At 74.5% G+C, this 24,673-nt stretch carries 27 protein-coding genes; 17 read left to right on the top strand and 10 right to left on the bottom strand.

Annotation, left to right across the window (positions count from 1 at the left end; translation table 11 throughout):
• The first annotated feature begins 146 nt into the window (after nucleotides 1-146).
• The 3 genes from H6H00_RS26345 to idi are packed head-to-tail and all read left to right on the top strand — an operon-like array spanning nucleotide 147 to nucleotide 3,673.
• Complete coding sequence (locus H6H00_RS26345) at nucleotides 147-2,522, top strand: FdhF/YdeP family oxidoreductase (protein ID WP_185718344.1); 2,376 nt, start codon at nucleotides 147-149, stop codon at nucleotides 2,520-2,522.
• A gap of 35 nt (nucleotides 2,523-2,557) precedes the next feature.
• A complete protein-coding gene (locus tag H6H00_RS26340; protein WP_185718343.1) occupies nucleotides 2,558-3,100 on the top strand; it encodes a mycothiol transferase in 543 nt (180 codons plus the stop codon).
• A gap of 24 nt (nucleotides 3,101-3,124) precedes the next feature.
• Nucleotides 3,125-3,673: an isopentenyl-diphosphate Delta-isomerase gene (idi, locus tag H6H00_RS26335; RefSeq protein WP_185718342.1), complete on the top strand. Its 549-nt coding sequence runs from the start codon at nucleotides 3,125-3,127 to the stop codon at nucleotides 3,671-3,673.
• 4 nt (nucleotides 3,674-3,677) lie between these two features.
• Here the strand turns inward: idi and H6H00_RS31995 are convergent, their stop codons facing one another.
• A complete protein-coding gene (locus H6H00_RS31995) occupies nucleotides 3,678-4,127 on the bottom strand; it encodes a group II truncated hemoglobin (RefSeq protein WP_221775677.1) in 450 nt (149 codons plus the stop codon).
• A 278-nt stretch (nucleotides 4,128-4,405) separates the two neighbouring features.
• On the opposite strand from H6H00_RS31995, the gene H6H00_RS26325 reads away from it, so the two are divergent.
• Together H6H00_RS26325 and H6H00_RS26320 are read left to right on the top strand one after the other, a co-directional pair.
• A complete protein-coding gene (locus H6H00_RS26325; RefSeq protein ID WP_185718341.1) occupies nucleotides 4,406-5,272 on the top strand; it encodes a hypothetical protein in 867 nt (288 codons plus the stop codon).
• A 378-nt stretch (nucleotides 5,273-5,650) separates the two neighbouring features.
• A complete protein-coding gene (locus tag H6H00_RS26320; RefSeq protein WP_185718340.1) occupies nucleotides 5,651-6,001 on the top strand; it encodes a hypothetical protein in 351 nt (116 codons plus the stop codon).
• A 260-nt stretch (nucleotides 6,002-6,261) separates the two neighbouring features.
• Here the strand turns inward: H6H00_RS26320 and H6H00_RS26315 are convergent, their stop codons facing one another.
• The gene (locus H6H00_RS26315; protein WP_185718339.1) at nucleotides 6,262-8,799 is read right to left on the bottom strand and encodes a PEP/pyruvate-binding domain-containing protein; all 2,538 of its coding nucleotides are present in this window, start codon (nucleotides 8,797-8,799) and stop codon (nucleotides 6,262-6,264) included.
• 81 nt (nucleotides 8,800-8,880) lie between these two features.
• On the opposite strand from H6H00_RS26315, the gene H6H00_RS26310 reads away from it, so the two are divergent.
• Entirely contained in the window at nucleotides 8,881-9,381 is a 501-nt protein-coding gene (locus H6H00_RS26310; protein ID WP_221775676.1) for a flavin reductase family protein, read from the top strand.
• Nucleotides 9,378-9,917 carry an NAD(P)H-dependent oxidoreductase gene (locus H6H00_RS26305; RefSeq protein ID WP_185718338.1) on the top strand — a complete coding sequence of 180 codons (540 nt, stop codon included), beginning with the start codon at nucleotides 9,378-9,380 and terminating at the stop codon, nucleotides 9,915-9,917. The genes H6H00_RS26310 and H6H00_RS26305 overlap by 4 nt, the downstream gene beginning before the upstream one ends.
• Before the next feature lie 138 nt (nucleotides 9,918-10,055).
• On the opposite strand, the gene H6H00_RS26300 is transcribed toward H6H00_RS26305, so the two are convergent.
• Both H6H00_RS26300 and H6H00_RS26295 read right to left on the bottom strand, forming a co-directional pair.
• Nucleotides 10,056-11,006 carry a sigma-70 family RNA polymerase sigma factor gene (locus tag H6H00_RS26300; RefSeq protein ID WP_185722797.1) on the bottom strand — a complete coding sequence of 317 codons (951 nt, stop codon included), beginning with the start codon at nucleotides 11,004-11,006 and terminating at the stop codon, nucleotides 10,056-10,058.
• Nucleotides 11,007-11,347: 341 nt separating this feature from the next.
• On the bottom strand, nucleotides 11,348-12,601 hold the full coding sequence (locus H6H00_RS26295) for a DUF3141 domain-containing protein (RefSeq protein ID WP_185718337.1): 1,254 nt from the start codon (nucleotides 12,599-12,601) through the stop codon (nucleotides 11,348-11,350).
• A gap of 240 nt (nucleotides 12,602-12,841) precedes the next feature.
• Here H6H00_RS26295 and H6H00_RS26290 point away from each other — a divergent pair, with 240 nt between their 5' ends.
• Entirely contained in the window at nucleotides 12,842-14,584 is a 1,743-nt protein-coding gene (locus H6H00_RS26290; RefSeq protein WP_185718336.1) for a PHA/PHB synthase family protein, read from the top strand.
• A gap of 25 nt (nucleotides 14,585-14,609) precedes the next feature.
• Nucleotides 14,610-14,987, top strand: coding sequence for a helix-turn-helix domain-containing protein (locus H6H00_RS26285; protein WP_185718335.1), 378 nt, complete (start codon nucleotides 14,610-14,612; stop codon nucleotides 14,985-14,987).
• A 12-nt stretch (nucleotides 14,988-14,999) separates the two neighbouring features.
• Here the strand turns inward: H6H00_RS26285 and H6H00_RS26280 are convergent, their stop codons facing one another.
• From H6H00_RS26280 to H6H00_RS26265, 4 genes are read right to left on the bottom strand one after another with little or no spacing between them, the layout of a single operon-like run.
• Nucleotides 15,000-15,686 carry a GIN domain-containing protein gene (locus H6H00_RS26280; protein WP_185718334.1) on the bottom strand — a complete coding sequence of 229 codons (687 nt, stop codon included), beginning with the start codon at nucleotides 15,684-15,686 and terminating at the stop codon, nucleotides 15,000-15,002.
• 43 nt (nucleotides 15,687-15,729) lie between these two features.
• The gene (gene dtd, locus H6H00_RS26275; RefSeq protein WP_185718333.1) at nucleotides 15,730-16,152 is read right to left on the bottom strand and encodes a D-aminoacyl-tRNA deacylase; all 423 of its coding nucleotides are present in this window, start codon (nucleotides 16,150-16,152) and stop codon (nucleotides 15,730-15,732) included.
• Nucleotides 16,153-16,165: 13 nt separating this feature from the next.
• Complete coding sequence (locus H6H00_RS26270; RefSeq protein WP_185718332.1) at nucleotides 16,166-17,650, bottom strand: DUF7782 domain-containing protein; 1,485 nt, start codon at nucleotides 17,648-17,650, stop codon at nucleotides 16,166-16,168.
• 33 nt (nucleotides 17,651-17,683) lie between these two features.
• Nucleotides 17,684-18,340: an anti-sigma factor gene (locus tag H6H00_RS26265; protein ID WP_185718331.1), complete on the bottom strand. Its 657-nt coding sequence runs from the start codon at nucleotides 18,338-18,340 to the stop codon at nucleotides 17,684-17,686.
• A 159-nt stretch (nucleotides 18,341-18,499) separates the two neighbouring features.
• Between H6H00_RS26265 and H6H00_RS26260 the strand changes: the two genes are divergently transcribed.
• From H6H00_RS26260 to H6H00_RS26230, 7 genes are all read left to right on the top strand, one after another.
• Nucleotides 18,500-19,078, top strand: coding sequence for an HhH-GPD-type base excision DNA repair protein (locus H6H00_RS26260; protein WP_255425385.1), 579 nt, complete (start codon nucleotides 18,500-18,502; stop codon nucleotides 19,076-19,078).
• A 2-nt stretch (nucleotides 19,079-19,080) separates the two neighbouring features.
• Nucleotides 19,081-19,482: an ArsR/SmtB family transcription factor gene (locus H6H00_RS26255; RefSeq protein ID WP_185718329.1), complete on the top strand. Its 402-nt coding sequence runs from the start codon at nucleotides 19,081-19,083 to the stop codon at nucleotides 19,480-19,482.
• Between the two features lie 120 nt (nucleotides 19,483-19,602).
• Nucleotides 19,603-20,289 (top strand): energy-coupling factor ABC transporter permease, encoded by a 687-nt coding sequence (locus tag H6H00_RS26250; RefSeq protein ID WP_185718328.1) that lies wholly within the window; start codon nucleotides 19,603-19,605, stop codon nucleotides 20,287-20,289.
• A gap of 2 nt (nucleotides 20,290-20,291) precedes the next feature.
• A complete protein-coding gene (locus H6H00_RS26245) occupies nucleotides 20,292-20,612 on the top strand; it encodes an energy-coupling factor ABC transporter substrate-binding protein (RefSeq protein ID WP_185718327.1) in 321 nt (106 codons plus the stop codon).
• On the top strand, nucleotides 20,612-21,346 hold the full coding sequence (cbiQ, locus tag H6H00_RS26240; protein WP_185718326.1) for a cobalt ECF transporter T component CbiQ: 735 nt from the start codon (nucleotides 20,612-20,614) through the stop codon (nucleotides 21,344-21,346). Before H6H00_RS26245 ends, cbiQ begins: the two co-directional genes overlap by 1 nt.
• The gene (locus tag H6H00_RS26235) at nucleotides 21,343-22,221 is read left to right on the top strand and encodes an energy-coupling factor ABC transporter ATP-binding protein (protein ID WP_185718325.1); all 879 of its coding nucleotides are present in this window, start codon (nucleotides 21,343-21,345) and stop codon (nucleotides 22,219-22,221) included. The genes cbiQ and H6H00_RS26235 overlap by 4 nt, the downstream gene beginning before the upstream one ends.
• 80 nt (nucleotides 22,222-22,301) lie before the next feature.
• Nucleotides 22,302-22,619, top strand: a complete 318-nt coding sequence (locus tag H6H00_RS26230; RefSeq protein ID WP_255425384.1) for a DUF3099 domain-containing protein — start codon at nucleotides 22,302-22,304, stop codon at nucleotides 22,617-22,619.
• A gap of 3 nt (nucleotides 22,620-22,622) precedes the next feature.
• On the opposite strand, the gene H6H00_RS26225 is transcribed toward H6H00_RS26230, so the two are convergent.
• A complete protein-coding gene (locus tag H6H00_RS26225) occupies nucleotides 22,623-23,036 on the bottom strand; it encodes a hypothetical protein (RefSeq protein ID WP_185718323.1) in 414 nt (137 codons plus the stop codon).
• A 33-nt stretch (nucleotides 23,037-23,069) separates the two neighbouring features.
• Complete coding sequence (locus H6H00_RS26220; protein WP_221775675.1) at nucleotides 23,070-23,426, bottom strand: hypothetical protein; 357 nt, start codon at nucleotides 23,424-23,426, stop codon at nucleotides 23,070-23,072.
• A 176-nt stretch (nucleotides 23,427-23,602) separates the two neighbouring features.
• Here H6H00_RS26220 and H6H00_RS26215 point away from each other — a divergent pair, with 176 nt between their 5' ends.
• On the top strand, nucleotides 23,603-24,667 hold the full coding sequence (locus H6H00_RS26215; RefSeq protein WP_185718321.1) for a substrate-binding domain-containing protein: 1,065 nt from the start codon (nucleotides 23,603-23,605) through the stop codon (nucleotides 24,665-24,667).
• The last annotated feature ends 6 nt before the right edge of the window (nucleotides 24,668-24,673 follow it).

Raw genomic sequence — 24,673 nt, 5'->3', positions numbered from 1 at the left:
GCCCGCCGGCCCCGGGCCGTCGGCCCCGGGTCGTCGGGCTGCCGGTGACCGGACGCTACGCCCCGGACCCGCAGCCCGGTGCGCCGGACGGCCGGGAATCCGGACCTCTCCGGGTTGCGCGGCGGCGCAGCGGGTACGTCCACCCCATGAAGCAGCCCAAGCGCCGGACCACGGACTACGACGAGTCGGACCTGCGCGTGACCCACCCGGAGCACTGGGCGGCGGGGGTGCCCGGTGTCGCGGTGTCGCTCAAGCGGTCGTTCGAGCGGATGGGGGCCTCCCGCACCGCCCGCACGCTGACGAAGCTCAACCAGGCCGAGGGCTTCGACTGCATGAGCTGCGCGTGGCCGGACCCGGACCCGGGGCACCGCTCGTTCGCCGAGTTCTGCGAGAACGGCGCCAAGGCCGTGGCCGAGGAGGCGACGACCGACCGCGCGACCCCCGAGTTCTTCGCGCGGCACAGCATCGCCGAGCTCGACGAGCGCTCCGAGTACTGGCTGGGGCAGCAGGGCCGCATCACGAACCCGATGGTCAAGCAGCCGGGTGACACCCACTACCGGCCCATCGACTGGGAGGGCGCGTTCGCGCTGATCGGGCGCGAGCTCCGCGCGCTGGACAGCCCCGACGAGGCCACGTTCTACACCTCGGGCCGGGCGTCGAACGAGGCCGCGTTCGCCTACCAGCTGCTCGCGCGGGCCTTCGGCACGAACAACCTGCCGGACTGCTCGAACATGTGCCACGAGTCGACGTCGATCGCGCTGCAGGAGTCGATCGGGATCGGCAAGGCCAGCGTCGTGATGAGCGACCTGGAGACCGCCGACCTGATCATCATCGCCGGGCAGAACCCCGGCACCAACCACCCGCGCATGCTCACGCACCTGGAGATGGCCAAGGAGCGCGGCGCGAAGATCCTGACGATCAACCCGCTCCGCGAGGCCGGGCTGACCCGGTTCAAGAACCCGCAGCGCCCCAGCGGCGTCGTCGGTCACGGCACGGCGCTGTCGGACCTGCACCTGCCGATCCGGATCAACGGCGACCTCGCGCTGTTCCAGGCCATCGGGTCGCTGCTCGTCGAGTGGGACGCCCTCGACCACGACTTCATCGAGCGCCACACCACCGGCTTCGACGCCTGGAAGAAGCACGTCGAGGCGCTGGACTGGGACGCGGTGCTGGCCTCCACCGGGCTGACCCGCGAGGAGATCACGCGCGCCGCGGAGATGCTGCGCGACTCCCGGGGCACCGTGTTCTGCTGGGCGATGGGCGTCACCCAGCACCGCAACGGCGTCGCGACGATCAAGGAGATCACCAACGTCGCCCTGGCCCAGGGCAACATCGGGCGCGACGGGGCCGGGCTGTTCCCCGTCCGCGGGCACTCCAACGTGCAGGGCGACCGCACGATGGGCATCTGGGAGCGGGTGCCGGACGCCTTCCTCGACTCGCTGCAGGCGGAGTTCGGGTTCGACCCGCCGCGCGAGCACGGGCTCGACACCGTCGACTCGGTGCGGGCGATGCGCGACGGGAAGGTCAAGGTCTTCGTCGGGCTCGGCGGCAACTTCGCGCAGGCCACCCCGGACACGGACGTCACGGCGACGGCCCTGCGCAGGACGCGGCTGACCGTCCAGATCTCGACGAAGGTCAACCGCAGCCACCTCGTGTGCGGCGAGATCGCCCTGATCCTGCCGACGCTGGGACGCACGGAGAAGGACGTCCAGGCCACCGGCCCGCAGTGGATCTCCGTCGAGGACTCGACGTGCTCGGTGCACTCCAGCCGTGGCCCGCTGCCGCCCGCCGGCCCGCTGCTGCGCTCGGAGGTCGCGATCATCACCGGGATCGCCGAGGCGGCGCTGGGTGACCGCTACGGCATCGACTGGTCCCCGATGCGCCAGGACTACCGCCGCATCCGCGAGCACATCGCGCGCGTCGTGCCGGGCTGCGAGAGCTACGAGGTCAACGCGCGGCGCCCCGGCGGGTTCGTCATGCCGCACCCGCCGCGCGACTCCCGGACGTTCCCGACGGAGTCCGGGGCGGCCGAGTTCGTCGTGTCGCCCGTGGAGGTGCTGCACGTGCCCGACGGGCACCTGCTGCTGCAGACGATGCGCAGCCACGACCAGTTCAACACCACGATCTACGGGCTCTCCGACCGCTACCGCGGGATCGAGGGCGGGCGCCGCGTGGTGTTCCTGCACCGCGACGACATCGCCGCACTCGGCTTCGACGACGGCGACCACGTCGACCTGTCGACCCGCTGGGACGACGACGACATCGAGCGCACCGCCCGCGACTTCCGGATCGTGGAGTACGACACCCCGCGCGGCACGGCGGCGGCGTACTACCCGGAGACCAACCCGCTGGTGCCGCTGGACCACGTCGCGGAGGGCAGCCACCAGCCCGCGTCCAAGTCGGTGATCGTCTCGCTGTCCCGGGCGGACTCGACGTCCTCGTCGGGCGTCACGTCGGGCCAGAACGGGGTCGACTCCGAGGAGGGGGAGAAGGAGCACCCGCGGCCCAAGCACCTCTCGTAGGGCCGGGCACCTCCCGTAGGGGGCATCCTCGGGGGATGAACGCCATCGACGTCCTCGCCGACGCCTTGACCCGGGTCCGCGGCGGCGCGCACGCCGCCGTCGCGGACCTCACCCCCGAGCAGCTGGCGTGGCGCGCCGACCCGTCGGCCAACACCGTCGCCTGGCTGGTCTGGCACCTCGCCCGCGTGCAGGACGACCACGTGGCCGGCGTCGCGGGGAGCGAGCAGGTGTGGACCCGGCAGGGCTGGGCGGCGCGTTTCGCGCTCCCGTTCGACGACGCCGAGATCGGCTACGGCCAGGACGCCGACGACGTCGCCGCGGTCCGTCCCGACGGGCCCGACCTGCTCACCGGCTACCTCGACGCCGTCCTCGACCGGACCGGGGAGTACCTGGCGACGCTGACCGCCACCGACCTCGACCGGGTCGTCGACGAGGAGTGGGATCCGCCCGTCACGCTCGGGGTTCGGCTGGTCAGCGTCGTGAACGACGACCTGCAGCACGTCGGGCAGGCCGCGCTGCTGCGGGGGATGGTGCTGCGCGGCCCGGTGGGGCGGGACACGGTGGGAGGGCGGGCCTGACGCCGCGGTGGCAGGCTGGACGCCATGCCTCCCACCCCCGAGCAGGTCGTCCTCGTCGACGACGACGGGCGCCCGGTCGGCGTCGCCGACAAGGCCACCGTCCACGGCCCCAGCACGCCGCGGCACCTGGCGTTCTCCTGCTACGGGTTCGACGCCGCCGGCCGCCTGCTGGTGACGCAGCGGGCGCGGGACAAGCGCGCGTTCCCGCTGGTCTGGACGGGGACGTGCTGCGGGCACCCGGCGCCGGGGGAGGACCTGGCCGACGCGGTGCACCGGCGGCTCGACCACGAGCTCGGCGTGCGCGCGCACGACCTGCGCCTGGTCCTGCCCGACTTCGGCTACCGGGCGTCCGACGCGGGCGGGATCGAGGAGCACGAGTTCTGCCCCGTCTTCGTCTGCACCCTCGACGCCGACCCCCGCCCGCGACCGGGCGAGGTCGAGGCGTGGGAGTGGTGGGGCTGGGAGCGGTTCCTCGACGCCGCCGCGGCGGGGGAGCTGTCGCCCTGGGCCGCGCTGCAGGCCCCGCTGCTCGCCGACCTGGGCGGCGACCCCCGCACGCGGCGCACGGGCTGACCGCTCACCCGGTGTACGGAGGGGCCTCGCCCCAGCCCCAGCGCGGGGCGGGCAGGTCCGGCGGCGGCGCCGCGTCCGGCGCGGAGTTCGCCCGCGCGATCCGGGTGCCCCACTCGACGTAGGCGACCAGGGCCGACCGGAACTCCGGGTCGTCGGGCAGCCCGGCCTCGTCGGCGCTGCCCGCGATGAGCGCCGCCCAGCGCGACCGCTGCTCCTCGGTGACGGCCAGCCCGATGTGGTGGGCGAGCATCGCGGGGTAGCCGCCGAGGTGGTCGGTGTAGTCGGGCGGGCCGCCGAAGACCTCTCCGAGCCAGCGGGCGACGTGCTCGCGGTGGTCGGGGCTCATGTGGCGGAACACCGGTTCGAGGACGGGGTCGGTGAGCACCTCCGTGAGGCGGAGCAGGGCGGCGTGGCCACCGCACCAGTCGTAGACCGTAGCGACATCGGGCGTCACGGGGAGGGGGTTCGCTCGTTGACCACACCGAGCGCCCTGGACGCCCGCCGGTCGCGACGAACGGCGTTCCTGAGAACGCTCTCGGCGTACGGCGCACCGCGCTGAGCCGATCGGGTCATCCGGGCCGTCGGTCGTCGCGCCACGACGGCATCTGGCCGTGCGGACGCAACCTCCGTTCTCAGATTCGGCCACGGTCCCGCGCCCGTTCGTACGGTCGGTTCCCAGCCCTCGGACGCTCCCCGCGACGAATCCTTCCCGAGGGTGGAAGGAGACCAGCCATGGGCCGTCACCGGCTCCGTCCCGTCCCCCGCCCCGGCCGACCGCGGCACGCCGCGCCCCGGGCGTCCCTCGGGCTCGCCCCGGCGGCCCCGATGGCGCTCGCGGCGGCCCTGCTCGTCGCGGGCCCCGGTGTGGCCCTCGCCGACGACGACCCGCCGCCGCCCGCGCCCGTCGACGACGCCGGCACGCTGCTCGGCTCGGCGCTGGGCACCGGCCCGGACCCCTCCGACGCGGCCGACGACACGGCCGAGGACACCGACGCGTCCACCGACTCCGACCCGGACGCGGACTCCGCCCCCGTCACCGGGGCCGACGTCGTCGAGGACAGCGGTGCGGTCGCCACGGAGGAGGCGGAGCAGGAGCAGTCCGCCGCCGCACTCCCCGCGGCCGAGGCCGGCTCCACCGACGTGACCCTGCTGGAGAAGAACGGGTCCGGCGTCACCGGCAGCGCCACGATCGACGCCGAGCGCGTCGTCGCGACGGCCACGGGCCTGGACCCGGACTCGCGCTACGTCAGCTTCTTCTACGGCGCGACGAGCAGCGCGACGAACAACAACCCCTGCATCCTCGACGGCACCAACCCGCTGCCCTCGGACCAGACCATCGGGGAGTGGGACGTCGACGAGGACGGCAACGGCACGCTCTCGGCGGCCAACCCGCTCGGGGCCCGCTACACGCTGCAGGCCGGGACGATCTCGATCCGCGAGGTCCAGCACGACTTCTCCACCGCGACGGCGCTGCCCGTCAACCCGGTGAGCTACACGCTCGTGGCGTGCGGCGAGGTGGAGCGCCTCGAGGTGCTCGACCCGGTCACGGATCTGGTCCCGAAGCTGCCGAAGTTCCCCAGTATTCCGCCGCTGTCCTGACCGGGGCGGACCGATCGGGGCCGGAAATGCACGACGCACCGTCAATTCGACCCGTCAACCCCCTCTTCGGGCCCCCTTCGACCCGGGTGACGGGTGATCCCCGTTCGGGGGGTGCAACACGGTGCGTAGTTCCGGGATTCGATGTTCGGACGATCGGGTGATGCGCAGGTGCGGAGAGTGACGGTAACGCGGTGACCCGGGGGTATTCCGGGAGCGGGAGCCTCCCGGAATAGACGAGTATCCTCACGTCGAGTATTTGTCTTCATCCGATGGTGGTAGTTGATAGTGGTGCCGCGGGTGAATCCGGATAGCTTTCTTCCTGTCAGCGAGGCTCCCCCTCACAGGCTGGCATTCGGATCACTCGACAGGAGAAGTACTGTGCTGAAGAAGGCTGGCATCCTCGTTGCCGCAACCGCCGCTGGTCTGCTCGCGGTGAGCCCGCTCGCCTTCGCCGGGGACAAGGGCGGCTGGGACGGCGACCGTGACGGCAACAACGACCGTCAGGTCAACCGCGTCGACAACGACCGCGACAGCTCGCAGGTGGGCCTCGTCAACGTCGGCGACGTCAACGCCCTCAACGACGTCAACGTCTGCCCGGCGATCCCCGTCGCCGCGGGCATCGGCAACATCCTGGGCATCCTGGGCACCGGTGCTGCCGACGCCGACGCCGACGGCTCCGCCGCCTGCGTCAACGACGACAGCGTGAACCAGGCGAACTTCGAGGACTGAGAGTCCTCCAGTTCGAGGAGTCGTGCCGGGGACGCCTGACGTCCCCGTAGTCCGACCGGGGAACTCGCGCCGGGCCGCACACGCGGCCCGGCGTGTTCTCGTTGCGGGCCGGTGACCGGATGCACCGGTGACGGGGAGGAGACCGTCCGCCGCCCACCCGCGAGATGGGCGGCGGAACGGTTCTCGTGTCCGCTTCGGGCGGGACACCGGCACAGTGTCGTGCACGATCCGCGGACGAGGTGTCTCAGAAACGAGACGGCTCAGGGCAGGGTCACCGCACCCGCGGCCCCGTCCACGGTGACCACCTCGCCCGTGGTCAGCCGCAGCGTCGCGTCCGGCACCCCGACGACGGCGGGGATGCCGTACTCCCGCGCGACCACCGCGCCGTGGGAGTTGGAGCCGCCCATCTCCATGACCAGTCCGCCCGCGGTGAGGAACAGCGGCGTCCAGCCGGGATCGGTGGACGGCACGACGAGGATCTCGCCGGGCTCCAGGTGCGCCCCGACCGGATCCAGCACCACCCGCACCGGGGCCGTGACCACGCCGGCCGACGCGGGCGTCCCGACCAGCGCCCCGTCCGGTGGCCGGGCGGCCAGGGCCTCGGGCTCGGTGCCGTCGGAGCGCAGGACCCGCGGCACGCGCCTGCGGCGCAGCTCCCCGGCGTACTCGGCGCGGCGGTCGCGGACCGCGGACCGGTGGTCGGCGCCGCCCAGCGCGCTCCGCACCTGCGGCAGGTCCAGGAGGAAGACGTCGTCGGCCGCGTCGAGCAGGCCGCGCGCGGCGAGCTCCGCGCCGAGGACGGCGAGCTGGGCGCGGGCGTGCGCGAGGAGCCGGACCAGGAGGTCCTTGTGCGTCTCGCGCATCCCGGTGAGCCGGCGCGTCCGGCCCAGCGCGAACGCCACCACCGCGGCGCGCACCCGCGACCGCCGCCGCACCGCCGCGACGACCCCGGCCACGGCCTCGTCCGCCGCGCGGGCCCCGCGGGCGAACACGGCGTCCGGGGCGCGGTCGGGGTCGTCGAGCCGCAGGTAGTTGGCGAGCACGCCGAGGACGTGGGCGGGGTCGTCGGACCACCGCGGCATCCCCACGTCGATCTCGGCGACGGCCCGGTGCCCGTGCCGCCGCAGGAACCCGTCGACCTCGCGGGCGAGGACCGGCGGCCAGGGCCGCGGGAGCCCGCGGCGCAGGGCGTCGGCCGACGCCGCGTCGGCCCGGATCCGGGTGGCCGCGGCCCACAGCTCCAGGTCCATCTCCGTGGTGACGTTGTGCGGCAGCGAGCGCAGCACCTCGTGCGTGCGGCGGTCGTCGAGGTCGGGCCCGGCCAGCCTCCGGGCGAGCGCGAGCATCAGGAACCCGGCCGCGGCGACCGGCGCGGTCGACGGCAGCACCGGGAAGACCCCCGTCAGCACCCGTTCGACGTGGTCGAGCCGCTGCACGGGGGACGCGCCGGGGTCGACCGCGGTGAGGGTCCCGAGCCGCGCGCCGACCCGGTCGACGTGCCGCCGTCCCGCCGCGGGCGACGCCAGCGAGCGCAGCACCAGCGGTGGCACCCGGAACCGGGTGAGCACCCCGGCGACCGCGCGGACGACCGGCAGCACCGACCCGCGCCGCACCGCGAGGTCCGGGTCGTCGAACAGCCCGCGCAGCACCACCGCCGACCGCGCCTCCATCACGTCGAGCGCGCGCGGCACCAGCGCCCGCCCCGCCCGGCTGCGCAGCACGGCGGTGACGTCGACGAACGCCCGTGCCCCGATCGTCGCGAACGCGGGCGGCCCGGCGGTGGGGTCGGCGACGGGCACGCGGAACGCCCCGGCCGCGATCGCCGAGCCGATCACCCGGAACGCGGACAGGCCCATCGGGGTGATCGGCCGGGTCAGCCCCTGCGCGAGGCTGACGCAGAAGAACACCCGCCCGCGGCCGGGGGGCTGCGGGTACAGGGTGGTGATCGGCCGGGCCTGGGTGAGCCAGACGGTGCCGGCCGCGTCGATCGCGAACTCGAGGTCCTGCGGCGCCCCGAACCGGGCCTCGACCCGTCGGCCCAGCGCCACCAGGGCGTGGACCTGCGCGTCGGTCAGGCAGGGGGCGTCCGGATCGGCGGCCGGCACGCGCTCGGTGCCGCCGCCGGACACCCCGCGGACCGCCACGGCCTTCCGGCCGGTGCGCCGCTCGGTCACCACCCCGCCCTCGACGACGACGTGGTCGGGGTCGACCGCCCCGGACACGACCGACTCCCCGAGTCCCGGCGCGGCGTCGAGGACGCTGCGGGTGCGGCGCCCGCTGACCGGGTCGGCGGTGAACAGCACCCCGGCGACCCGCGCGTCGACCATCCGCTGCACCACGACGGCGAGGCGGACGTCGTCGCCCCCGTCCCGATCGGCCGCGGCACGGTAGTGCACGGCCCGGTCGTTCCACAGCGACGCCCAGCAGCGACGCACGGCGTCGAGCACCGCGTCCGGGCCCACGACGTGCAGGAACGTGTCCTGCTGCCCGGCGGAGCTGGCGTCGGCGAGGTCCTCCGCGGTCGCCGACGAGCGCACGGCGACGGGGACGTCCGGGCCGAGCGCGGCGTAGGCGGCCGTGATCTCCGCGGCGACGTCCGCGGGCACGGCGGCGGCCAGCAGCGCGGCGCGCTCGCCCCCGGGCGGGAGGTCGCGGGCCACCCGCGCGTAGGCGTCGGTGGTGACGCAGAACCCGTCGGGCACGGCGAACCCGGCGGCGGTCAGGGCGCGCAGGTTCGCCGCCTTCCCGCCGACGAGGGCGGGGTCGTCCGCCTGGTCGAGACCGAGAACGGTGGCCATGGGCCACGGTAGCGCCGCACGGGCTGCAGTTCAACGGTTGATGAATTACTCGTGGCGCCGGAAGTTGGTTAGGGTCGGGTCATGAGTGCGCCACCCGGACCCGTGTCGCCCGCGGTCATGCGGGACGTGCTCGGGCACTTCGTGTCCGGCATCGTCGTGATCACCGCCGTGGGGCCCGACGGCCCGCTGGGCTTCACCTGCCAGTCCTTCTCGTCGCTGTCGCTGGAGCCGCCGCTGGTGAGCTTCGCGCCGTCGCGCACGTCCACGACGTGGCCGCGGATCCGCGAGGTCGGGGCGTTCTGCGTCAACGTCCTGGCCGCCGACCACCAGGAGCTGTCCTCGGGCTTCGCGCGGTCGGGCGTCGACAAGTTCGCCGGCGTGTCGTGGCGGCCCGCCCCGTCCGGGGCGCCGGTGCTCGACGGCGTCAGCGCGTGGATCGACTGCGCGCTGCGCGACGAGTTCGACGGCGGCGACCACACGATCGTCGTCGGTCAGGTGCAGGACCTCGGGGCCGACGCGGCCCGCCTGCCGCTGCTGTTCTACCGCGGGCGCTACGCGGTCACCTCGGGGGAGGGCCGATGAGGGTCGTGGGGATCGCCGGTGGACCGGACGCGGGCGGGCGCACCAGCACCGCGATCGCGGCGGTGCTGGCGGGGGCCGCGGGGGCCGGGGCGGCGACCGACCTGATCGAGCTCGGGGGAGCGGAGCTCGCCGACGTCGTGGCCGCGATCGACGCCGCCGACGCCGTCGTGTTCGGCAGCCCGGTCTACCGCGCCACGTACTCGGCGCTGCTCAAGACGCTGCTGGAGGGCACGGAGCGCGGGCGGTGGGGGGAGCGGACGCAGCCCCTGCAGGGCAAGGTCGCCGCCACCGTGATCACCGGGGCGAGCGGGCACCACTTCCTCGCCAGCAACGACCTGCGCAACGTCCTCGCGGGGTTCTTCGCGGTGCAGGTGCTCAGCCCCGGGCTCTACTTCGACCACGGCGGCTACGTCGACCGCACCACCCTCACCGACGACAGTGCCGCACTCGCGGCGAGCCACGGTGCGGCACTGGTCGACCTCGCCACCGCGGTGCGCGGCTCGGCCGCGCTGTCCGCGCTGGTCCCCCAGGTCTGACGACCACGTTGGAGTGAACTCCATTTGGCATGGGCGCGGCGGCTCGCGCCGGGTGGCGGCGGGGGAGTAGACAACGTCCCGAGCCGGCGCCACCCGCGCTCAGGGGAGCCCAGCGGGTGGCGCCGGTTCAGAGGACGGTCAGCTGGCGTAGGCCCGCAGCCGGTCGGCGCGCTCGCCGATCCGCAGCTTGGCCATGACCTCGCGCTCGATCTGGCGGACCCGCTCGCGGGACAGACCGAAGCGCTTGCCGATCTGGTCGAGCGTGCGCGGCTGGCCGTCGTCGAGGCCGAAGCGCATGCGGATCACGTGCTGCTCGCGGTCCTCCAGGGTGGACAGGACGCGCCGCAGGTCGTCGTGCAGCAGGTGCGAGATCACCGTGGTCTCGGCGTCGGTGGCCTCGCCGTCCTCGATGAAGTCGCCCAGCGGCGCCTCCTCCTCGGACCCCACCGGCATGTCCAGGCTCACCGGGTCGCGGGCGTGGTCGAGCAGGTCGGCGATCTTCCCCTCGGGGATGCCGGACTCCTCGGCCAGCTCCTCGTGGGTGGCGTCGCGGCCGAGCTTCTGGTGCAGGTCGCGCTTGATCCGCGCGAGCTTGTTGACCTGCTCCACCAGGTGCACGGGCAGCCGGATCGTGCGGGCCTGGTCGGCCATGCCGCGCGTGATCGCCTGCCGGATCCACCAGGTGGCGTAGGTGGAGAACTTGAAGCCCTTGGCGTAGTCGAACTTCTCGACCGCGCGGATCAGGCCCAGGTTGCCCTCCTGGATGAGGTCGAGCAACGGCATGCCGCGGCCGGTGTAGCGCTTGGCCAGCGACACGACGAGCCGGAGGTTGGCCTCCAGCAGGTGGTTGCGGGCCCGGCGGCCGTCGCGGACGATCCAGCGCAGGTCGGCCGCGTACTGCTTCTCCAGCTCGGTGCCCTCGGCGGCCGCGCTGTCGAGCACGTGCTGGGCGAACACCCCGGCCTCGATGCGCCGGGCCAGGTCGACCTCCTGCGCGGCGGTGAGCAGCGCGGTCTTGCCGATGCCGTTGAGGTAGACGCGCACGAGGTCGGCCGCGGGGCTCTGCGCGTCGAGGTCCTCCGCGCTCATCTCGGGACGCTCACCGGGGGCGGCGTTCGCGAACACCGAGCTCACCACCGGCTCGGCGGAGTCGGCGGCGGGCCCGGAGCCGGTACGCTGGCTCGGGACGGTCTTCACGGCGGCCGCACGGGCCTTCGTGGAACGGGTCGTCTTCTTCGGCGCTGCGGTCGTGGGCGCGGCCTTGGTGGGCGCTGTCATGGTGTCTTCCTCCCCTGCGCGACCCGGGCGTCGGACGGATGCGGTGGTCCGTCGTCGCCGGGGCTCTCATGGGGTGAACGCGCCCGTCCCGGGAATCGTTCCCGGGAGCGGACGCGCTCTCAGCGCACCCTCAGTCGATCACCGGACCCGCGTCACGGGGCCGGCAGGCGGGGCGTGTCCCCGGGGTCGGCGACGGCGGCCGCACGCTCCGGGCGCGACGCGGACGCGCTCGACAGCGCGTACACGGCCTCCATCAGCGGGGGCCAGTCGTCGCGCAGCGCGTCGCGGCCCATGAACAGCCCGAGGTGCCCGCCCTGTGCGGTGCGCCGCGTGATCTGCGCGGCCGGGGTGCCCACGGCGTCGGCCGCGGCGAACAGCTGCGCGGGCGGCGTGATGTGGTCGGTGGACCCGGCGAGCAGGAACAGCGGGCAGGTGATGTTCGCGAGGTCGGCGCGGCGGCCGTCGACCACCAGGTCGCCGGAGATCAGCTCGTTGCCGTGGAACAGGTGCTCCACGAGCCACAGGTAGAACGCGCCGGGGATGTCCTGCGTGTGCTTGAACCAGTCCTCGAACACGCGGTAGCGCTCGACGTGCGCCTCGTCGTCGATGTTCTCCAAGAGCTGGAGCTGCCGCGACACCTCCGACTGCGGCTGGATCGCGATGAAGTTGGCCAGCACGGCGCGGCCGGGCATGTTGCCGCCGCCGACCTTGACCAGCGCCTTGTACGGCGCGAGGCCGAGTGCGCCGGTCATGGCGCGGGTCGAGGAGGCGATCACGGACTCGCCGGCGTGGAAGTCGATCGGCGCGCCGGCGAGGGTCAGGGTGTGCACGCGGTCCGGGTGCAGCGCGGCGTAGATCGCGGCCAGCCACCCGCCCTGGCAGTCGCCGACGAGGTTGGCGCGCCCGCCCATGCGCCGGATGGACCGGTCGATGAGGTCGAGGTAGTCGGTGATGGACACGTCGCGGGTCGCGGTGGTGGCCGGGCGCCACTCCAGCGCGTAGAGCTTCGTCAGGCCCGCCGCGGCGAGCACGGCGAGCTGGCTCTGCCGGGGGGAGAAGTCGATGACGTGGCTGGAGTGCCCGGCCTGCGGCGGCAGCACCAGCGTCGGCACCACGTCGTGGTCGGCGTCGGCGGGGGCGGTGAAGTCGCGCAGGTGGGCGAACGGCGTCGACAGCGTGATCGTGCTGGCGCGGTGCCAGCGCGGCTCGCGCCGGTCGAGCATCGTGCTCCACCACAGCGCACCGCGGGCCGCGTTCGCCAGCGGGGTGCGGGGTCGGGTGACGGCGTCGAGCCAGAGATGGCCCGCGGAGCGCGTCAGCTCGACGGTGGTGCGGGCCGCCGCGGTGGCGTTGTAGGCCGCGAGGTGGCGCAGAGCGCCACCGATTCCGGTCGTGGGTGCGGTCATCGTGGTTGCTCCCGAGGCTCGGACGGCTGCGTCGCCGTCGTCACCCCGACGGTAGGTGGCGATCGGCATGTGTAGCAACAGGTGGGCTACTCGGAAGTAACGCTAGGGATACCAAGCGCAAAGGTGACCACGCTCGCACGTGACCTGTGACCAGCACTTATGCCTACCCGTGGGTAAGGCGTCACCATCGGGTACTCCCCGAGTGCCACGAGCACCGCCACCGACGACGAAGGAGTTGCCGTGACCCCCTCGAGCGACCCGACCACCACGATCCGGAAGACCGCGACGGACGTGGTGAACGGCGTCAAGGACCTGCTGGACCCCGGGGCGCTGGCCGCCCGGATCGATCCGGTGGCGTTCGGCGGGGCGCTCGGTGAGGTGGCCAAGGGCCTGCTGTCGCGGCCCCTCCCGGTCGCCCGCCGCACCGCCGGGCTCGCCGCGGGCACCGGCCGGGCCACCGTGGCGGCGCTCGCGCGCAGCGTCGGCGGCCACGGCGCCGGACCGGCCGCGCTGCCGGAGAAGGACCGCCGCTACGCCGACCCGGCGTGGGAGGGCAACGCCTACTACTACCTCCTGCGCCAGCAGCACGCGCTGTTCGCCGAGTACCTCGAGGCCGTCGCGAACGGCGTCGAGCTCAGCCCGGTGGCCCGCCGCAAGATCGACTTCCTGGTGCGGCAGACCGTCGACGCCACCTCGCCGGTCAACTGGCCCTGGTCGAACCCGACGATGGTCAAGAAGGCGTTCGAGACCGGCGGGCAGAGCCTGTTCCGCGGCACCCGCAACCTGCTGCGCGACTCCGTCGGCTCGGGCGGGATGCCCCGGCAGACCACGCCGGGCGAGTTCGAGGTGGGCAAGGACCTGGCGGCGACGCCGGGCGTCGTCGTGCACCGCAACCGGCTGATGGAGCTCATCCAGTACAAGCCGCAGACCGAGCAGGTGCACGAGATCCCGCTGCTGCTCTCGCCGCCGTGGATCAACAAGTACTACATCATGGATCTCGCGCCGCAGAAGAGTCTCGTCGAGTGGGCGGTGCAGCACGGGCACACCGTGTTCGTCATCTCCTACCGCAACCCCGACGAGAGCATGCGCGACGTCGTGATGGCCGACTACATGCAGGACGGCCCGCTCGCCGCGCTCGACGTCATCGGGGACATCACCGGCGCCGAGAAGGTCAACGTCGCCGCGCTGTGCCTGGGCGGCACGCTCGCCGCGGCCACCGCCGCGTGGCTCGCCGCGCGGGGCGACCAGCGGATCAACTCGATCACGCTGATGAACACGCTGCTCGACTTCAGCGAGCCCGGCCAGCTCGGCGTCTTCACCGACGAGAAGACCGTCGACCGCCTCGAGCGCACCATGCGCCGCACCGGCTACCTGCCCGCGAGCAGCATGAAGTCGACGTTCGACCTGCTGCGCGCCACCGACCTGGTGTGGAACTACGTGATCAACGACTGGCTGCTCGGCGAGGAGCCCGCCGCGTTCGACATGCTCGCCTGGAACGCCGACTCCACGCGCATGCCGGCCGCGATGCAGACCGAGTACCTGCGCAACCTCTACCTCGACAACCAGCTCGTCGAGGGCAAGCTGGAGCTCGCGGGGGAGCGGCTCGACCTCGGCGCCGTCACCCAGGACGCCTACGTCGTCAGCGCGGAGGCCGACCACATCGCCCCGTGGCGTTCGGTCTACAAGGGACTGCGCCACCTCGGCGGCACGGTCCGGTTCGTGCTCTCGAACTCGGGACACATCGCCGGTGTCGTCAACCCGCCGTCGCCGAAGTCGAAGCACTGGTTCGGTGAGGGCGCCGACCTCCCCGCGAGCGCCGACGACTGGCGCGACGACGCGGGCGAGCACCGCGCGAGCTGGTGGGAGGACTGGTCGCCGTGGATCGGCGAGCGTGCCGGTGAGATGACCGACCCGCCGCGCCTGGGCAGCGACGCCCACCCGGTCCTCATGGCCGCGCCCGGCAGCTACGTGTTGGGCACCTGAGCCCCGGAACCGTCATGATGCGGGCATGAGTGCGGCAGAACAGCCCGACGACCAGCCCGGCTCGTGGTCGATCAACGCCCTGGGCGGGTTCATCCGCGCGCAGCGGCAGCTGGCCAAGCTGTCGCTGCGCGAGATGGCGGCGCTGACCAGCGTGTCGAACGCCTACCTCAGCCAGGTCGAGCGCGGCCTGCACCAGCCGTCGCTCAAGGTGCTGCACTCGATCGCCGACGCCCTCCAGCTCTCCACCGAGCAGCTGCTCACCCAGGCCGGATGGCGCGATGCGCGGCCCGCCCCCGACCCGGAGACCACCGAGGACGTGATCGCGCGCGACCCGCGGCTCAGCCCCGCTCAGCGCTCCGCTCTGCTGTCGGTCTACCGCAGCTTCGTCGACGACCCGTCGTGAGAGAGGGTCGCGTCAGCGCGGCTCGACCGACCCGACGCCGCTGACGTCGCGCGTCACCTGCGGGTCGCCGACGTACTCGACGGACCCGGCGCCGCCGACCGTCGCGTCGAGCCGGTCGCTCGCGTTCACCACCGCGTCGCCCGCGCCGTCGACGGTGATCTCCACGGTGGCGCTGAGCAGGTCCCCGGCGTCGTAGTCGCCCGCGCCGCCGAGCGTGACCACCTGGGTGTCCGCGGTGCCGGACAGCGTGACGTCACCGGCCCCGTCGACGTCGACGACGAGCCGGTCGGTGTCCAGGTTCGTCGCGGTCGCGTCGCCCGCCCCGGAGACCGACAGGGAGTCCAGGGCGGCGACCGTGAGCCGGTAGACGATCGGCTCGCGGGTGGCGACCTCCTCGCCCGGTGCGACGCCCAGCCGCAGCACGCCGCCGGACACCTCGCTGGTCAGCAGCGGGAGGACGGCGGGCTCGGCCTCGATCGTCAGGGACTCGGTGCCCGTCCGGTCGATCAGCAGGGTGCCGACGGTGCTCAGCTCCACCCCGGTGAACCCGCCGACCTCGCGGGTCTCACCGGTGCCGGCGGTCCCGACCGGGGCGTCGGCGGGGGCATCGGCCGGGGACGCGGAGGGGGCCGCCCCGGTGCCGCAGGCGGTGAGGGCGGCGGCGAGCACCGCCACGAGGAGCGGGAGGCGGCGGCGCATCGCGGCAGGGTAGACCTCGGCGGCGACGGCCGCGAGCGGCCGATCAGGTGTCGACGATCAGGGTGAACGGGCCGTCGTTGACCGACTCCACGGCCATGTCCGCCCCGAAGACCCCGGTCTCGACGGTCGTCCCGCGGTCCCGCAGCGCCGCCACGACCGCGTCGACCAACGGGGCGGCGACCGACGGCGGCGCCGCCGCCGACCAGGACGGGCGGCGACCCCTGCGCGTGTCGGCGTAGAGGGTGAACTGGCTGACCACCAGCACCGGGGCGCCGGTCTCGGCGGCCGACCGCTCGCCGTCGAGGATCCGCAGCTCCGCGAGCTTGCGCGCCATCACCGGGACCGCCGCGGCGGTGTCGTCGCGGTGCACCCCGAGCAGGACGAGCAGCCCGGGGCCGATCGAGCCGACGACGGCGCCGTCGACCGTCACCGACGCCCGGGCGACCCGGGCGACGACCGCCCTCACGCCGGCACCGCCCTCACGCCGGCACCAGCAGGCCGTGCCGCACCAGCTCCCGCACGGCGGGCAGGGTCGCGGCCACCAGCTCGCCGACCGGGCGGTCGTGCGCGAACGACAGCAGCTCGAGCAGCTCCTCGAGCGGCAGCGCCCCCCGGCAGCCGGCCAGCAGGGCCGCGGCGGGCCCGTCGACCTCGTGGCGCCAGCGCGGCCCGTCCAGCCGCGCGACGGCCGACCCGGCGTCGGCCCAGCCCTCGTCGCCGGGCGTCGCGAACGTCTCCAGCACCACCTGCGGCGCGACGGCGAGCCGGGCGCCGAGGAGGTCGGCGTCGGCGGCGTGGGCGCGCAGCCAGTCGACCCGGTCGAGCCAGCCGGCGACCTCCGGGCCCAGCGGGTCGGCCACCTCGGTGAGCAGGTCCTCCACGACCACCTCGGGAGCGCCGTCGGTGCGGCGCAGCACCAGGTACCCGAACCCGACCGCCTCGACGGACGCGGAGTCCATCCAGTCCAGCCAGGCCCCGGCCTGCGCGCGTGCCTGCGGCGAGGTGAGGTCGAGCCCGGCGTCGCGCTGCCAGGTGCCGACGTGCAGCGCCGGGTCGGCCACCTCGCGCTGCACGACCCAGGCGTCGACGCCGTCGGGGAGCCACGAGCGCACCCGGTCCGGCCAGTCCTCGCCCCGCACGTGCAGCCACGACCCCAGCAGCTGCGCGACCCCGCCGTCGGCCAGGTGGGCGGGCAGGTCGGCCACCAGTGCGGCGAGCGCGTCGTCGCCGGCCCGGCCGGAGTCGCGGTAGACGTAGTCGACGCGCGCGGGCCCCGGCACGAACGGCGGGTTGGACACGATCCGGTCGAAGCGGCGTCCGGCCACCGGCGCGAGCCACGGCCCGTCGAGCAGCTCGACGTCGAGCCCGTTGAGGGCGAACGTGGCCGCGGCGAGCGCGAGGGCGCGTGGGGCCACGTCGGTGGCGGTGACCGCCCCGGCGTGCCGGGTGGCGTGCAGGGCCTGCACCCCGCAGCCGGTGCCGAGGTCGAGCAGCGTGCCGACCGGGCGGCGGTCGGTGGCCGAGGCCAGCGTGAGCGACGCGCCGCCGACGCCGGTGACGTGGTCGCGCTCCTGGCGACGGGCGTCGAGGTCGGACAGCACCCACCACTCGGCGGGGTCGTCCGGGTCGTCGATCCCGTAGGGCCGCAGGTCCAGCGCGGCCGCCCACCCGCCGTCGGCGGCGCGCAGCAGGCCCGCCGCGGCGGCGTCGGCGGGGGACAGGGGCGCGAGTGCGGCGGCCACGGCGGCGTCCGGCTCGACGGCCCCGAGCAGCAGCAGCCGGACCAGCACGCCCAGCTCCCCGCCGTCGCGGGCGGCCCGGTGCGCGGGCTCGACCTCGCCCCGGCCGAGCGCCGCGTGGGCGCCCGTCCCGAGCAGTTCCCGCACGGCGTCGGTGGTGTAGCGGTGGCGGGTCAGCGCGGCGCGCAGGGCGTCGGCGGCGGCGGGGGAGAGTGCGGGTTCCACCTCGCGATCCAAGCAGCCACCGGTCCGGCCCCGTCAGCCGACGGTGCCCCGCAGCAGCCCGTCGCCGGAGTGCGCGGGCACGCCGTCGAACCGCTCCGCCGAGACCTCCAGCGTCGGGAACCGGTCCATCGGCAGGTCGGCGGGCACGGTGAACGTGCCCTCGTACCCGCCGCCGTCGCGGGCCAGCGCGCCCAGCGACAGCATCCCGGTGCCGCCGCCGTCGACCAGCCACGCCTCGAGGTAGTCGGTGCCGGGCGGGGCGATGAGGCCCTCGACGCGGATGACGATCTCGCGGACCCCGTCGCGGTCGGCGAGCGCCACGGTGCCCGTCGCCCCCGACCCCCCGACGGCGGCGAGCGTGCCCAGCGGCTGCTCGGCGGGGGACGCGCGGCCCAGCAGCCAGCCCGCGCCGGTCCCGAGCAGCAGCGCGACCAGCGCGGCCGCGACGGGCGCCACCCACCGACGCCGGCGCGGCCCCAGCTCCCCGGTGATCGCGGTCCAGACGCGGTCCGGCGGCGGCTCGTCCTCGGGACCCGCCCGGCCGGAGACGGCGAGGTCGACGCTTCGCCGCAGCAGGTCCACGTGCGCGTGGCACGGCGGGCACGTCTCCAGGTGCCGGTCGACGCGCTCGTCCCGGGGCGTCGAGGTCAGCGCGGCGCGGGAGAGCAGGTCGGCATCGGGATGCCACATCGTCGACCTCCGCTCCTCGTCGGCATCGCGGCGGTCGCCCGACCGCCCCCTGCACGGTTCGTTGGCGCCGGGCACCCGGTTCGACCGATCGGCCCGCGGAGTTGCGCCGTCCACCCGATCGGGAGCAGCCGCGCCCGGTCCCGCCGCTACTCTCGTGGGGTGCCGCTGCAGCTGAGCCAGGACCCCGATTCCGACGCGCTGCTCGACCGCGACCCGCTCGCCCTGCTGATCGGGATGCTGCTCGACCAGCAGATCCCGATGGAGCACGCGTTCTGGGCGCCCGCCGAGCTCGCCCGCCGCCTGGGCCGCGACCGGCTCGACGCGCGCGAGATCGCCGCGTACGACCCCGACGCGCTCGTCGCGATCTTCGCGACGCCCCGGGCCCTGCACCGCTACCCGAAGTCGATGGCGGGCCGGGTGCAGGCGCTGTGCGCGGCGCTGGTCGAGACCTACGACGGCGACGTCACGCTGGTCTGGGCCGACGTCCCCGACGGCGCCGAGCTCGTGTCCCGGCTGATCGCGCTGCCCGGGTTCGGCAAGCAGAAGGCGCAGATCTTCACCGCGCTGCTGGGCAAGCAGCGGGGGGTCACCCCGGCGGGCTGGCGGGAGGCCGCCGGGTCCTACGGCGACGAGGGCGCGCACCGTTCGGTCGCCGACGTCGTCGACCCGGGGTCGCTGCTGAAGGTCCGCGAGTTCAAGCAGGCGGCGAAGGCCGCGGCCAAGGCCGCGAAGGGATAGGCGTGCACAAGGTCTCCGACGAGCGCCGGGACGTCCGGGTCATCGACCCCGACCAGGTATGTGACGCCACCGCGGTGCTCGCCGACACCGAGCAGGTCCAGCAGGCCGCCGCGGTGCTCGACGCGCTGGGCGACGTCAACCGGCTCTCGATCCTGCTGGCGCTGCACCACGCGGGCGACCTGTGCGTGTCCGACCTGGCGTTCGCCGTCGGCATGAGCGACAGCGCGGTCTCGCACGCCCTGCGCCTGCTCCGCGCGCACGGCATGGTGCTCGCCCACCGGGAGGGCAGGCTGGTCCGCTACCGCGTGACCGGCGCCCTGACCGAGCGGCTGCTCGACGTGGTGTCCGACGGGGTGGTGGGGGAAGTGGCCCTGCACGCGCACGGTGACCCCGCGGTCGGCTGACCGGTCGACCGGCGACGTCACATGAACGTCAACAGATGAAGACGTGTTCAGTCTTGCAGCTCCCGGGGTCACCGTCCTAGGGTCGACCGATCCGCCGACGCCACGACCCCTGGAGCCGTCATGCACATCGCCGAGGGGTACCTCCCGCCGCTGCACGCGGCCGCCTGGACGGTGGTCGCCGCCCCGTTCGTCGTGCACGGGGCGCGCGCGGTCGTCCGGCAGGTCCGCGAGGACCCCGACACCAAGCTGCTGCTCGGGGCGGCGGGCGCGTTCACGTTCGTGCTGTCCGCGCTGAAGATCCCGTCGGTCACGGGGTCGAGCTCGCACCCCACCGGGACCGGGCTGGGGGCCATCCTGTTCCGGCCGCCGGTGATGGCCCTGCTGGGGACGATCGTCCTGCTGTTCCAGGCGCTGCTGATCGCGCACGGCGGGATCACGACGCTCGGCGCCAACGCCTTCTCGATGGCGATCGTCGGCCCCTGGGTCGCCTACGGGGTGTACCGCCTGGCCGGGCGGCTCGGCGGAGGGCTCTCCGTCGGGGTCTTCCTCGCCGCGTCGCTGGCCGACCTCGCCACCTACTCGACGACGTCGGTGCAGCTCGCGCTCGCCTACCCGGACGCCACGTCCGGCGTGCTCGGGTCCGTCGTCAAGTTCGGCGCGATCTTCTCGATCACCCAGATCCCGCTCGCGGTCTGCGAGGGGCTGCTGACGGTGCTGATCGTGCGGCTGCTGATCAAGGTCAGCCCCGACGAGCTGCGCCGCCTCGGCGTGCTGCGCACCCCCGCCCCCGCCCAGCAGGAGGTCTGACCGTGTCGCGCTCCACCCTGATCAACTGGCTGCTCGTGCTGGCCGTGCTCGTCATCGCCGTCGTCCCGCTGGTGTTCATCGGCAGCGAGACCGAGTTCGGCGGCGCCGACGGGGTGGCCGTCGAGCAGATCGAGGCCGACAACCCCGGCTACGAGCCGTGGTTCACGCCGCTGTTCGAGCCGGAGGCGGAGACCGCGTCCACGCTGTTCGCGCTGCAGGCGGCGATCGGGGCGGGCTTCCTCGGCTACCTGTTCGGCACCCTGAACACGCGGCGCCGCCTCGCGACCCCGCGGCCCGCGCCCCAGCCCGACGACCCCACCTGATGCCCGGGCTCGACGCCTTGGCGCACACCACCCCGTGGCGGCTGCGGCACCCGGGGGAGAAGGCGCTGCTGGCCCTCGGGCTCGTCGGGGCCGCGGTCGCGCTGCCGCCGTGGCCCGGTGCGCCGATCGTCGGGGCGGTCGCGCTCGCGATCCTGCTCGGCCCGCTGCGGCTGCGGCCCGGCCAGGTGCTCCGGGCGGTGCGGGCGCCGATGGCGTTCGTCGTGGTCGGGTCGGTGCCGCTGCTCGTCGCGGTCGGGGGCGACCCGCTGGTCCGCTGGGCCCCGGAGGGGCTGGGCCAGGCGGCCGCGCTCGCCGGCCGGGGCACGGCCGCGCTGCTGTGCCTGATCCTGTTCGCGGCCAGCACCCCGCTGGCCGACGCCCTGCCGCGGCTGGAGCGCCTCGGCGTGCCCGCCGCGGTGACCGAGGTCGCGGCGCTGGTCTACCGGCTGCTGTTCCTGCTGCTGGAGACGGCGTGCACGGTCCGGGAGGCGCAGGCGGGCCGTCTCGGGTTCCGCAGCTGGCGCACCACCTACCGCTGCGTCGCGAGCCAGGCCGCCGCGATCTTCGTCGGGTCCTTCGACCGCGCCCGGCGCCTGGAGCAGGGCCTTGCGCTGCGGGGCTACACCGGTTCGCTGCGGGTGCAGGTGCAGGAGCGGCCGCTGTCGGTGCCGTTCGTCGTCGCCTCGGCGGCGCTCGTCGCCGCGGTCGTCGCCACCACCCTGGTGCTCGCGTGACGCCGGTGCTGGAGGCGCACGGCCTCCGCTTCTCCTACGAGCCCGGCAGGCCCGTCCTCGACGGCGCCGACCTCGCCCTGCACGCCGGGCGCCGGGTCGCCGTCCTCGGGGCCAACGGCGGCGGCAAGACGACCCTGTTCCGGCTGCTGGCCGGGGCGCTCGCGCCCTCGGCGGGGGAGGTGCTGCTCGACGGCGCGCCGGTCGTCCGCAGCCGCCGCGGCCTCACCGCGCTGCGCACCCAGGTGCAGCTCGTCCTGCAGGACCCCGACGACCAGCTGTTCTCCGCGAGCGTCGGCCAGGACGTGTCGTTCGGGCCGGTCAACCTCGGGCTCGCCCCCGACGAGGTCCGGGCCCGGGTCGAGGGGGCGCTCGCGGCACTGGGCATCGGCGGGCTCGCCGACCGCCCGACGCACCTGCTGTCGTTCGGGCAGAAGAAGCGCGTCGCGATCGCCGGGGCCGTCGCGATGGCGCCGCGGCTGCTCGTCCTCGACGAGCCGACCGCGGGGCTGGACCCGGCGGGCGTCGAGGAGCTGCTCGTCACCCTCGCCGGGCTGCACGCGGCCGGCACGACCCCCGTGCTGTCCACGCACGACGTCGACCTCGCGCAGCGCTGGGCCGACGAGGTCGCGGTCGTCGTCGACGGGCGGGTCGTCACCGGTCCGGCCGCGGACGTGCTGGCGGACGCAGCCCTGCTGCGCACCGCCCGCCTCGGCCCGGCGTGGGCCCCCGCGGTGCACCGGCTGCTGGCCGCGGCGGGGTCCGACGCCCGCCCGCGCACCGCGGCCGAGCTGCACGCGCTCCTGGCCGGCGTGGCGCAGGACACCGGCGTCCGGTCCGGGTCGGCGGGCGGTGGTGGAGGTCGGGTGGCACCATGACGGGTGGCGGTCGAGTGGCCCGGTTCCCGTGGTCACCGCTGGTCCCCAGCGCCGCCGGTGAGGCAAGTGAAGGAGTCACCGTGGCCGACCCGCAGCATGCGGCGAACCCGGTCCTGATCACGGACGCGGCGATGTCCTACGAGGAGGAGCTCGCCGCCCGCAAGCACCGGTACAAGATCATGATGGGCATGCGGATCCCGCTGATGATCCTCGCGGCGGTCTTCTACTCCATCCCGTGGCTCGCGGTCTCGTTGCTGGTCCTGTCGATCCCGCTGCCGTGGATGGCGGTCCTGATCGCGAACGACCGGCTGCCGAAGAAGCGCGAGGACGTCAACCGCTACGACGCCGACCGCACGCAGATCGAGAACCGCGAGCACCGCATCATCGAGCAGGACTGACGGTCAGGCCGCGGCGCCGAACCGGGTCCACATCGACTGCAGGCCCGCGATCGGTGCCACGAGGTCGTGCACGCCCCGGTCGAACAGGACACCGGCGATGCCGCCTGCGGCCAGGGTGCCCGCGAGCCCGGTGAGGTCGGCCGGGGTGATCGTCATGGCGGCGGTGGCGCCCGCGGCGTCGGCCCCCGGGCGCGCCCCGGCGAACGCCGCCACGTGGTGCCGGCCGGTGAAGGCGAGCAGGAACCGCTGCTCCCCGACGACGCCGACGAGCGGACGCGGGTCCTCGGCGGTGCCGGTCGGCACCAGCCACCAGTGCTCCAGCCCGTAGACCGCCTCCCACAGCCGGACCAGGTTCGGTCCGGACGGGTCGCTGCGGACGGACGTCGCGAGCTCGTCGACGACGGGTGGCGGGGTCATGCCGGGAGCATAATGCTTCCGAACGGAAGTTTTCTAGATCTCGCCCGCCTCGGCCCGGGCCCGCCGGGACGGCGTGAACGCGCACAGGTCGAGCAGTCCGGGTGGATCGTCGACGCCGGGCCCGCCCGCCTGCACCCACTCGACGACCTCGTCCACGGTCTCCGGGTGCAGCACGTTGGCCAGCCAGACCGGCCGGGCCCCCGCGGCCCGCCCGGCCGGGGACGGCCCGACGACCACGACGTTGGACCGCTCGCACGCGTCGAGGCAGTCGGTGACGCGCACCCGGCCGGCCCCCGCGACCCCGTCGACGAGCGCCGCGACCTGGCCCGCGTGGTCGACGCCGGGGTGCTTGCGGTCGGTGCCGCAGCAGCACCCGCGGCACACGGTCACGGTGCATCCGGCGGGGGATGAGGGGGAGGAGCGGCGACGCGGCACGGTGTCCACCTTATGCATGCGCAGCTGCGCAGATACCACTCGAACGGCCCAGCAGCCGTCAACACCACGGTAATACGCTGCTCCCAGACTGGTGCGGCCCCCGGCCCCGGGGGCAGCCGGGGAGGTCCCCAATGGTCGTCGACGCACTCGACGTGGCGTTCGTCGTGCCGAGCAGCGGGCCGTCCGGGATCTACGGTCCGTCGTGCTGGGCGAGCGGCCGGCTGGCGGTGTCGGAGATCAACGACGACGGCGGCATCCTCGGCCGCGAGGTCCGGCTGTGCGCGGTCGACGGCGGGCGCGCACCGCAGGCGGTGGCCGCCGAGGTCGGGTCGCTCGTGGCGAGCGGCGCCGTCGGCGCCGTCGCGGGATGGCACACCTCGGCCGTCCGCCAGGCCGTCGCGCCGCGCCTGGAGGGGCGGGTCGCCTACGTCTACACCGCCCTCTACGAGGGCGGCGAGTGCACACCGGGGGTGTTCCTGACGGGGGAGACCCCGGCCGGGCAGCTGCTGCCCGCCCTCGGCTGGATGGCGCGCGAGCTGGGCGTCCGGAGCTGGTGCATCGTCGGCAACGACTACGTCTGGCCGCGCGCGTCGGCCCGCGTCGCCCGCACCTTCGCAGCGTCGGTGGGCGCGGAGGTCTGCGACGAGATCTACGTGGGCCTGGGCACCGAGGAGTTCGGCCCGACGCTGCGCCGGGTGGAGCGCTCGCGCGCGCAGGGCGTGCTCATGTTCCTGCTCGGCTCCGACGCCGTGCGCTTCAACCGCGCGTTCACCGAGATGCGGCTGCACGACCAGCGCGTGCGGCTGAGCCCGCTGATGGACGAGAACATGCTCCTGGCCACGGGCGCCGCGAACACCCACGATCTGTACTCGGCCGCGGGCTTCTTCGAGGCCCTCGGCACGCCGCACGGGCTCGATTTCGAGCGCCGCTACCTCGACCGGCTGGGCCCCACCGCCCCGGCGATCACCTCGCCGGGCGAGTCCTGCTTCGAGGGCATGACCCTGCTGGCGCACCTCGCCGCGGCGGCGCGGAGCACCGAGGTGGCCCCCATCAGCGCGGCCGCCGAGTCGGTGTCCTACGAGGGCCCGCGGGGTGCGGTGCGCGTGCACGACCGGCACCTGATGCAGCGGATCTACCTGGCCCGGGCCGACGGGCTGGAGTTCGACGTGCTCGCCGAGATCAGCGGCGGGCTCTGAGGCGCG

It is taken from the genome of Pseudonocardia petroleophila (assembly GCF_014235185.1).
In the GTDB taxonomy this organism is placed as follows: Bacteria; Actinomycetota; Actinomycetes; order Mycobacteriales; family Pseudonocardiaceae; genus Pseudonocardia; species Pseudonocardia petroleophila.
The sequence above is the reverse complement of the archived record's forward strand: the minus strand, read 5'-3'. Positions and strand labels throughout refer to the sequence as shown.